Consider the following 9,713-nt stretch of genomic DNA (forward strand, 5'->3'; position numbering starts at 1 on the left):
GTGGTCCTTCGCGCCGGGGAGGGGGACGAGGGCCGCGGGGGTCCCGGCGAGCACGGCCTCCTGGGTGGCGCGCAGTTCCGCGCCCGGGGTCAGGCCGAGGTGGTCGTCCAGCAGGCGGCTCGCCCGCTGGTAGGCGGCGAGTGCGTCGGCCTGCCGGTCGGCCCGGTACAGCGCGTGCATGAGCAGGGCCCACAGACGCTCCCGGTAGGGGTGTTCCGCCGTGAGCGCCACGAGGGAGGGGACCGCCTCGGTGTGGGTCCCGGCCAGCAGGGCCAGTTCCGCGTGCTCCTCGACCGCGCCGAGCCGCAGCTCGGTCAGCCGGGCCCGTTCGATCTCCAGCAGCGGACCGCCGACTCCGGTGAGCGGCGGCCCCTGCCACTCGGCGAGCGCCCGGGCCGCCGCCCGTTCGGCGGCGACCGGCTCGCCGGCCGCCCGCAGCGCGCGGGCCTCGTCCCGTGCGGTCTGGAACCGGCCGAGGTCGTGCTCCCCGGCGGTCACCGCCAGCCGGTAGGAGGAGCCGACGCGCTCGATGACACCGCCCGCGGCGCGCGGCGCGCGCTGCGGCTCCAGAAGCCGGCGCAGCTTGGAGACGTACACCTGCACCAGATTGCCGCCCGAGGCGGCCCCGTCGCCCGACCAGACGGCCTGATGCAGTTCGTCCCGGCCGACCGGGGTTCCGGCGCGCAGCACCAGCATGGCGAGCAGGGACCGTGGCCGGGGGCCGCCGAGCGGCAGCTCCACCCCGTCGCGGCGGCACCGGACCTCGCCCAGGACCGTCAGGTCCAGACGGGGCCCGGACAGGGGATGCGGGTCCTGCGAGGCGGCCTTGGTCATGGGTTTCTCCCGCGAGGAACGTGGACGCTGAACGCTGCTCATTCTGACCGCGCGGCCGGGGGACGCCCCCACCGCACCGTCGACATGAACCGTCAACGGCCGCAATATGCCAGCACCGCGGTCCGTGGCCTTTTCCGGCCACCGCAGAAAGCGTCCAGGGGTAATTCGTGGTAACGGCCCCGCGGACTGCCGGATGCTCACCGGCATGTTTCTCGTCCATGCGCGCCTGAAATCGTCCGGCACGCGCTTTCCCCCTGATTTCGCCGCTCTCGTCGCACGCTGCGCACAGCCGGGAGAGGGGCTCAGGCACAGCGTGTTCCACCCCGACGCGCCGACCGGGCCGGTGCTCGGCCTGTTCCTGTCAGGGCCCTCCCTGCGTCTCGCGGAGAGCGCGGCACGCGCCGTCGTGGAGCGCACCCTCGACCACCACGACTCCCTGTCGGAAGTCCTCCTCGTCAGCTGCGAGGCGGTCCTGCCGACGCCCTACTTCGAGTGGCTGCTGGAGCGGCCCGACGACGGTGGACGGCTTATGCCACCGGCGGATTAGGCCAGTCGGGAACCGGTGACAAGCCCGGCGGGGTCAGGAAAAGTACTGGTCATCGGCCCCGGGACGCCCCGGCAGAGGCCCTCTCCCCACCCCTTGCGGACCTCGGTCCGCCCTGCCCCGAAACAGGAGTCACCTTGTCCGTCACCTCCCTGCCCACCGCCGCCAGGACCGCCCTCACCGCCCTGCTGTTCGCTGTCGCCCTGCTGGTGGCCGCTCCCCCGGCGTCGCACGGCGGGCAGCACGAGGCCGGCACCACCGTCACCGCGGACGCGGCCCCCGCGGCCACCACGACCACGCCCGTCACCACGAAGGACACCACCGGCTGGCAGTGACGGGCAGGGCCCCGCACGCGGCCCCGCCGCTCGGCCTCGCCCCACAAAACCTGCTCCTGAGAATTTCCATGAAGAGGCACATCAGATGACCATCGAGGCCGATCTTCCGCTTCTCAGCAGTGTCCCCGAATCGTCGCCGAGCACGGTCCGGCATATTTCTCGCAGAGATCCACTGGACTGGCTCTTCCAGTCCGCCGCGACCCCCGTCATCGAAATCCGCGGTGATCGCTGGACCGGAAAAAGCGAACTCCTCTCCCGGCTCTCGGCCGAGGCCGCCCTGCACGGCTGGAGCGTCGCCTCGGGCACCGCCTCCGCCCAGCCGTTCCGCTCCATCTCCCTGGGGCTCTTCATGGACGCCCTGGACGAGCCCCTCGCCGGCACCGGCCTCCCGGGCGACCCGTTCGGGCGCTACCAGGCCTTCCGCGCCGTGCGGAACCTGCTGGAGTCGCTGAGCCCGGCCACCGGGCTGCTTCTGGCGCTCGACGACGTGCACCGGGCCGACGAGGCCTCCGTGGACCTGCTCTCCTACCTGCTGCGCCATCCGCCGGCCGGCCGGGTGGTGCTGGCCCTGGCCCACCGGCCCCGCCAGACGGACCCCGGACTGCGGAACCTGCTCGACCAGGCCGCCGCACGCCAGTGGGCGCACCGTCTGACGCCCGCCGTGCTCGACGCGCAGGAGGCGCTGGCCCTGCTGCCCGACGACCTCAGCAGGTCCCAGCGGGAGCACATGCTGGACGTCACGGAACACAATCCGGGGTTGCTGAAGGCGCTCGGCTCCACCCGGAGTCTGCTCGGCGCCGACGGCCGCGCCCTGCCGTCCCTGCCCCTGCACGTGCTCACCGAGACGCTGCGCGACTTCGCGTCGCTGAGCCCGGCGAGCTGGCTGGTGGTCAGGTCGGCCGCCGTCCTCGGCGAGCCCTCCGACCCCTCCGCCCTCGGCGCCGTGGCGCAGGTGAGCGACGAGGAACTGCGTTCGGCGGTAGACGAGTTGACGCGCGAGGACCTGCTGCGCACCGAAGGTGCCTCGCCCCTGCTCGGCTTCGGCAACCCGGCGCTGCGCGCGGCCGCGTACCAGTCGGCGGGTCCCGGCTGGCTGTTCGGCGCCCATGCCCGGGCGGCCCGGCTGCTGGCCGCGCGGGACGCCGACGCCGTCCGGCTGGCGGAGCACCTGCAGTACGGGGCGGCGCTCGGGGACCGCGACAGCGCCCAGATCCTGCTGCGGGCGGCGGACCTGCGGCAGTGGAGCGACCCGCAGCGGTCGGCCGCCTGGGCGGGCGCCGCGCTCGCCCTGGGGCTGTCCGACGAGGACGCGGCCCTGGCCCGGCTGCGGCTCGGCAGCGCACTGACCCTGTGCGGCCGGCTGCGGGAGGCCCTCGACGTCCTGGGGCCGCTGACCCGGTCGGCGGGGTCCGGGAGCGGTACGGGTCCCGACGCCGCCCACTGGTACGCGCAGGCCCTGCGGCTCTCGGGGGCGCACGAGGGCGCCGACCGCGTCCTTGCGGCGGCGCTGGCCCAGGCCGCGCCCGCCGGTCCGGAGCAGCGGGCCGGACTGCTCGCCGCCCGCGTCGCGCTCGCCCTGGACACCGCACACCCGGTGCCGGAGGGCCTGGTGACCACGCTGCTGAGCACGGCCGAGCACGTCGGTCCGGTCGCCCGGGCCGGGATCTACGCGCTGAGCGCTGCTGCCGCTCTGAGATCCGCGTCGGGGGAACACGCGGACTTTCACACGGTGGCGGCGGCCCGGCTGCTGGACCGGGCGGCCGACGACGCCGTGCTGCCGCACGTCGAGGGGCTGTACTGGCTGGCCGGGGCGGAGGCGGCGCTGGGCCGGCGCGATGCCGCGCACCGGCACTACGAGCGCGGTCTGCGGCTGGCGGAGTCCGGCCGCCTGCGGGTGCTCGCACCCCGGTTCGCCAGCGCGCTGGCCGGGCTCGTGCCGGCCGGCCGCGACCTGGCGCAGCCCGCGCCGGCCACCGGGGCCTCGGAGGTGGCGGCCGCGACGGCCGCCGCCGCGGTCACGGGGTCCGGGTCGTCCACCGGTCCCGCAAAACCCGCGGAGCCCGCGGCGTCCGCGGAGCCCGCGGCGTCGGAGCTGTCCCGGCTGAGCAAGCGGGAGCGGGAGATCGCCGTGCTGGTCAGCGGGGGCCGGACCAACCAGCAGATCGCCCGTTCGCTCGAGGTCAGCCACAAGACGGTGGAGACGCACATGGGCCGCATCTTCAAGAAGCTGGCGGTCTCCTCCCGGGCTGAGGTCGCCGCGATGGTGGGCCGCTCGGACCGGGGCCCGGAGACGGGCCGGTGACGGTGGGCGGCCCCGGTCGCCCGGGGCCGCCCACCGTCTCATCCGCCTGCCTCGGCCGCCGCCGGCAGCCTCAGCTTCCCGTCGGCCCCCCGCCCGGCCACGAAGCGGGAGCGGTCGGCCCGGACCAGCGCCGGCCGCGCGGCCGGTGCCACGGCGGCGTCGGCCACGAACGCGGCGATCGCGGCCACCGTGGGGCTCTCGAAGAGCAGCCCGAACGGCGGGACCGTGCCGTACTCCTCCCGCACCCGCTCCAGGAGACGGGACATCACCAGCGAGTGGGCGCCGAGTTCGAACAGATCGTCGGTGCGCCCGATGCGCACGCCGGGCAGCAGCGTGGCGGCGAACTCGGCGATCCGTCGTTCGGCCGGTGTGCGCGGCGGTTCGGGGCCGTCCTGCTCGTCCCGCCCCGACTCCGGGTCGGGCTCGGGCAGGGCGCGCCGGTCGACCTTGCCGTTCGGGGTGAGCGGCAGCGCGTCCAGCACCGTGATGACGGACGGCACCGCGTACGACGGCAGCCAGGCCCGCAGGGCCGTGCGCAGTTCGGCCCGGTCCAGGTGCGTGCCGGCCGGCTCGACGTAGGCGGCGAGCCGCGCGTCCGTGCCGGTGCCGTCGACGATCACCGCGGCCCGGCGGACCGCCGGCTGCCGTTCCAGGGTGGCCTCGATCTCGCCGAGTTCGATGCGGTGGCCGTGCACCTTGACCTGGGTGTCGGCTCGTCCGACGAAGGCGAGGCGGCCGTCGGCGCGGCGGCGGACCAGGTCACCGGTGCGGTACAGGCGGGAGCCGGGCGCGGCGCCGAAGGGGTGCGGCACGAACCGTTCGGCCGTCAGTCCGGGCCTGCCCAGGTAGCCGTGGGCGAGACCGGCGCCGCCGATGTACAGCTCGCCGGTCGCGCCCACGGGCAGCGGCCGCATCTGCGGGTCGAGGATGTGGACCTCGGTGTTGGCCAGCGGGCGGCCCAGCGGTACGTCGGCGGTCTCCGCGCCGACCAGGGTGCTGACCGACCAGACGGTGGTCTCGGTCGGGCCGTAGACGTTCCACAGCTTCGTGCCCCGCCGGGGCAGTTCGCGGGTCAGCTCGGCCGGCATGCGCTCGCCGCCGCACAGTGCGGTGAGCCCGGGGGTGCCGGTCCAGCCGGCGTCCAGCAGGAGCTGCCAGGAGACCGGGGTGGCCTGGAGGTGCGTGACGCGCCCGCTGTCGAGGCAGGCCCGCAGCCGGGCGCCGGAGGCCGCCGTCTGCGGGTCCGTGAGGTGGACGGTGGCCCCGCTGGTCAGGGGCATGAAGTAGTCCAGCAGGCTGATGTCGAAGGTGGGGGTGGTCACCGACAGCCAGCCGTCACCGGGGCCGGTCGGCAGGTCCCGGCCCATCGCCAGGATCATGTTCGTCAGCGACCGGTGCGCGATCACCACGCCCTTGGGGTTGCCCGTGGAGCCGGAGGTGTAGATGACGTACGCCGGGGACCGCGGGTCCAGGCGCACCGCCGGCGGCCGCTCCGCCTCCGTGCCGTCCGGTCGCAGGACCAGGGCGTGGTCGGAATCGCCGTCGGTGACGACGGCGGCGGTCTCCGCGTCCCGCAGCACGTAGGCGATGCGGTCGGCCGGGAGTTTCGGGTCCAGCGGCAGATAGGCCGCGCCGGACTTCATCACGCCGAGCAGCGCGGCGAGCAGGCCCGGTGTGCGGGGCAGCAGCACGCCCACCAGGTCGCCGGGGCCGACGCCGGCCCGGTGCAGCCGGTGGGCGATGCCGTTGGCCAGCCGGTCCAGGCGCCCGTAGTCGAGGGCGTCGGCGTCGGCACCGGCGAGCAGGACGGCGGGGGCGCCGGGAGTGGCGGCGGCCTGTGCCTCGAACCGGGCGACGACGCCGAGATCCGTGTCGTGGGCGACGGCGGTGTCGTTCCACCGGCGGCACAGGAGCTGTTCGGCCTCACCCATGACCGGCAGGTCGCCGGCGGCGGTGCCGGGTTCGCAGGACACGGCGTCGAGGAGGGTGACCAGCCGCTCGGCCAGCAGGGCGGCGGTGCCTTCCTCGTACAGGTCGGTGTCGTAGCGCAGGACGCCGGAGAGGCCGCCGTCGACCCGTCCGAAGGTGAGCTGGACGTCGAACTGGCTGCCCCCGAGGGGCAGCGCGCGGGTGACGCAGTCGAGGCCGCCGACCGTGAACGCGGTGCCCTCGTGGTTCACCGCCATGGACACCAGCGCCTCGGACCGCTCACCCGGCGTCTGGTGCAGCGTCAGCAGCGAGCGGACCAGGGGCCGGCCGCTGTGGTCGCGGGTCGGGCTCAGCCGTTCCACCAGGGTGGAGAACGGCGTGTCCGCGCCGCCGAACGCCTCCTGGGCGGTGCTGTGGGCCTGCCGCAGCAGTGCGGTGAAGGGCGCGGCGAGGTCGACGGTGGCGGCCAGCGGGACGGTGTTGACCAGACACCCGATGGTGCCGGCGAGGTCGGCGTCGGCGCGGCCGTGCACCGGGGTGCCGACGACGACGTCGTCGCCGCCGGTGCAGCGGGCCAGCAGGAGCTGGTAGGCGGCCAGCAGCACGCTGTAGAGGGTGGTGCCCTCCCGGCGGGCCAGCTCCGTCAGGCGGCGGGTGACGTCCGCGTCGACGCGCAGCGGCAGGCTCGTGCCGCGCATCCGGGGGGCGGCGGGGCGGGCGTGGTCGGCCGGCGGCGCCGTCTCGGCCGTGACGGCGGCCAGGGTCTCGGCCCACCGGTCGAGGCGGGCGCGGCCGGCGGGCGAGTCCAGGCGGCGGTTCTGCCGGTGGGTGAAGACCGGGTGGGGCAGCGCCTCGGCGGTGGCGGGTTCCCGGCCGGCCAGGACGGCCGGGTAGACCTCGTCGAGTTCGTCCAGGAGCAGGGCGAGCGACCACAGGTCGGCGACCAGGTGGTGCAGGGCCAGGACCAGGCGGTGGTCGCCGTCGCCGCGGCGGAAGAGTCGGACCCGCAGCAGGGGGCCGCGGCGCAGGTCGAAGGGTGCCTCCGCGGCCTGTGCCACGTGCGCGGCGAGGACCGCCTCGTCCGCGTCGCTCAGGTCGACGTGCGCGAACGACGGGGACAGCTCGGCGTGCACCCGCTGGACGGGCTCGCCGCCCTGGAGCGGGAAGGTGCTGCGCAGGGCCGCGTGCCGGGCGGTGATCCGTTCCAGAGCGGTCCTGAGGGCGTCCGGGTCGACGGGCCCGCGGATGTCGAAGGAGGCGGCGATCAGGTTGGCCGGGCTGTCCGGGGCGACCTGGTCGGTGAACCACAGGGCCGCCTGGTTGCGGGCGAGCGGGTGATCGCCGGGCGTGGACCCGGCGGCACGGTCGCGGGCAAGGTCCGCTTCGGTGTCCTCGTTCTCGGGGGCGGCGTCCAGACGGTCGCAGACCAGCCGGGCGAGACCGGCGAGGTCGGTGTCGAGTGCCTCGTCGAGGGCGAGGTCGACGCCGGCCCGGCCGCGCAGGGCGTGCCGCAGGCGGACGGCGCCCAGCGAGTCCAGTCCCAGGGTCGACAGCGGCACGCCGGGCGCGAACTCCTCGGAGCGCGCCTTGAGCTGCTCGCTCAGCAGGTCGCGCAGCAGCGTGAAGACCAGGCCGGGCCGGAGTTCGGCGGGCAGGGCACGCAGGTCCTCGGCGGGCGCGGGCGTGGCGGGCGCGGCCGCGGGGCCGGCGGTGCCGGGTGCGTGCGGGACGTGGCCCTCGGCGGCCAGGACGGTGAGGCCGCCGTCGAGCCAGGCGGCGGCGCAGGCGTGGCGCTGGACCTTGCCGCTGGAGGTGCGGGGCAGGGTGGCGGCCCGGATGAGCACCACGGCGAGGGGGCGTACACCGTGCTCGTCGGCGACGGCGGTGCGGACCTGCCGGGCCAGGGCGGTGAGGTCGCCGTCCTGGTGGTCGCGGGCGATCTCGTGCACGACGACGACGTGCTCGGCGCCCTCGTGCTCGACCTGGACGGCGGCTCCGCAGTTCGTCCGGAGCCCGGGGTGTACGGACTCGACGGTCCGCTCGATGTCCTGCGGGTAGTGGTTGCGGCCGCGTACGACGATGAGGTCCTTGAGCCGTCCGGTGACGAAGAGTTCGCCGTCGCGGAGGGCGCCGAGGTCGCCGGTGCGCAGGAAGGCGGCGCCGTCGGGGCCGTCGTCGGCGAGCCGGGCGCGGAAGGTGTCCTCGCTGAGGCCGGGCCGGTTCCGGTAGCCGTGGGCCACGCTCGGCCCGGACACCCAGACCTCGCCGACGGTGCCCTCGGGCACCCGCAGCCGGGTCAGCGGGTCGACGATCTCCAGGCGCTGCTCGGGGTCCGGCCGGCCGCTGCCGACGAGGGCGTACGCGGAGCCGGGCCGGCCGTCGGGGCCGGCCGGGGCCAGGTCCGGGGTGAGCAGGGCCGGTGCGCTGCCGTGCGGTTTGCAGGTGACGATCAGGGTCGCCTCGGCCAGGCCGTAGCAGGGCGTGAACGCCTCGGTGCGGAAGCCGGCCGGGGCGAAGGCGGCGCCGAACCGCTCCAGGGTCTCGGCCCGGATCGGCTCGGCCCCGTTGAACGCGACCTCCCACCCGCTCAGGTCGAGGCCGTCCAGGGCTTCGGGGGTGACCAGGTCGGCGCACAGGTCGTAGGCGAAGTTGGGGCCGCCGCTCACCGTGGCGCCGGTGCGGCTGATCTCCCGCAGCCAGCGCAGCGGGTCCTGGCTGAAGGAGGCGGGCGACATCAGTGCGCAGGAGCCGCCGTAGTACAGCGGCTGGAGCATGCCGCCGATGAGGCCCATGTCGTGGAAGAGGGGCAGCCAGGACATGCCGACGGTGTGCTCGGTGGTGCGGAACGCGCGCTGGATGAGGGCGGAGTTGTGCAGCAGGTTGCCGTGGCTGAGCAGCACGCCGCGCGGGGTGGAGGTGGAGCCCGAGGTGTACTGGAGGAAGGCGGTGGTCTCCGCGGTGACGGCCGGCGGCAGCCACCGGTCGGCCTCGTCCTCGGGCACCGCGTCGGTGGCCTCCAGGCGCAGGGTGTCCATGAGCAGTCCGTCGGGGTCGCCGGGCAGCAGCCGTTCACGGATCCGGGAGGTGGTCAGCGCAAGGCCCGCTCCGCAGTCGGCGACGATGCCGGCCAGCCGCTCCACCGAGCGCGGCCTGCGGGTGGGCGGGTACACCGGTACCGCGACGGCTCCCGCGTAGAGGCAGGCCACGAACGCCACGACGTAGTCGAGGCCGGGCGGTTGCAGCAGCACGACAGGGCGGCCCGCGGCTCCCCGCCGCTGCAGCCGGGCCGCGACGGCCCGCGCCAGCCGGTCGAGCCGGCCGTAGGTGAGGACCTCGGGGGTGTCGCCCTCGGCGGCGGTGAAGGTGAAGGCCGTCCTCGCCGGGTCGGCCGACGCCCTCGCGGTGATCAGTGAGATCCAGTCCTGGTGCTCTGTTGGCGGGTTCACGCGTCTGCGTTCCTCGTGGCTCGGGCCGCTGGCGGCCGGTGGGCGGATGGCGTGCGGGTCAGCCCTCGACGCCGGCGGCCAGGGCCTGGCGCAGGCTGAGCGGCCTCATGTCGGTCCAGACGCGGTCGATGTGCGCGAGGCAGTCCTCCTTGGCGCCCCGGGTGCCCTCGGCGCTCCAGCCGAGCGGCAGCTCCCGGCCCTCGGGCCACAGCGAGTACTGCTCCTCGTGGTTGACGACGACCTGGTAGGTGGTGTCCTGGCTGCTCATGACGGTGCTCCGATCGGTACGGCGGGTTCGGTGAGCGGGGTGCGGGGGGTGGCGG

6 protein-coding genes are annotated in these 9,713 nt (G+C 75.4%); 3 read left to right on the plus strand and 3 right to left on the minus strand.

Annotated features, from left to right (window positions below; translation table 11 throughout):
- On the minus strand, nucleotides 1-834 hold an 834-nt coding region (locus V7E45_RS35415; protein WP_333778372.1), incomplete at its 3' end, for an AfsR/SARP family transcriptional regulator.
- Nucleotides 835-1,147: 313 nt separating this feature from the next.
- Between V7E45_RS35415 and V7E45_RS35420 the strand changes: the two genes are divergently transcribed.
- From V7E45_RS35420 to V7E45_RS35430, 3 genes are all read left to right on the plus strand, one after another.
- Nucleotides 1,148-1,381, plus strand: a complete 234-nt coding sequence (locus tag V7E45_RS35420; protein WP_333778373.1) for a hypothetical protein — start codon at nucleotides 1,148-1,150, stop codon at nucleotides 1,379-1,381.
- A gap of 134 nt (nucleotides 1,382-1,515) precedes the next feature.
- Nucleotides 1,516-1,713 carry a hypothetical protein gene (locus V7E45_RS35425; protein WP_333778374.1) on the plus strand — a complete coding sequence of 66 codons (198 nt, stop codon included), beginning with the start codon at nucleotides 1,516-1,518 and terminating at the stop codon, nucleotides 1,711-1,713.
- 85 nt (nucleotides 1,714-1,798) lie between these two features.
- Nucleotides 1,799-4,015 (plus strand): helix-turn-helix transcriptional regulator, encoded by a 2,217-nt coding sequence (locus V7E45_RS35430; RefSeq protein WP_333778375.1) that lies wholly within the window; start codon nucleotides 1,799-1,801, stop codon nucleotides 4,013-4,015.
- A 38-nt stretch (nucleotides 4,016-4,053) separates the two neighbouring features.
- Here V7E45_RS35430 and V7E45_RS35435 read toward each other — a convergent pair whose 3' ends face one another.
- Both V7E45_RS35435 and V7E45_RS35440 read right to left on the minus strand, forming a co-directional pair.
- Entirely contained in the window at nucleotides 4,054-9,390 is a 5,337-nt protein-coding gene (locus V7E45_RS35435; RefSeq protein WP_333778376.1) for an amino acid adenylation domain-containing protein, read from the minus strand.
- A gap of 58 nt (nucleotides 9,391-9,448) precedes the next feature.
- Nucleotides 9,449-9,658 (minus strand): MbtH family protein, encoded by a 210-nt coding sequence (locus tag V7E45_RS35440; protein ID WP_333778377.1) that lies wholly within the window; start codon nucleotides 9,656-9,658, stop codon nucleotides 9,449-9,451.
- Nucleotides 9,659-9,713: the final 55 nt, after the last annotated feature.

This window comes from Streptomyces sp. IBSBF 3136 (genome assembly GCF_036815105.1).
GTDB lineage: Bacteria > Actinomycetota > Actinomycetes > Streptomycetales > Streptomycetaceae > Streptomyces.

Coding starts and splice junctions, on each gene's coding strand:
- V7E45_RS35430 (WP_333778375.1), top strand. CDS start 1,799: ATGACCATCGAGGCCGATCTTCCGCTTCTCAGCAGTGTCCCCGAATCG.
- V7E45_RS35440 (WP_333778377.1), bottom strand. CDS start 9,658: ATGAGCAGCCAGGACACCACCTACCAGGTCGTCGTCAACCACGAGGAG.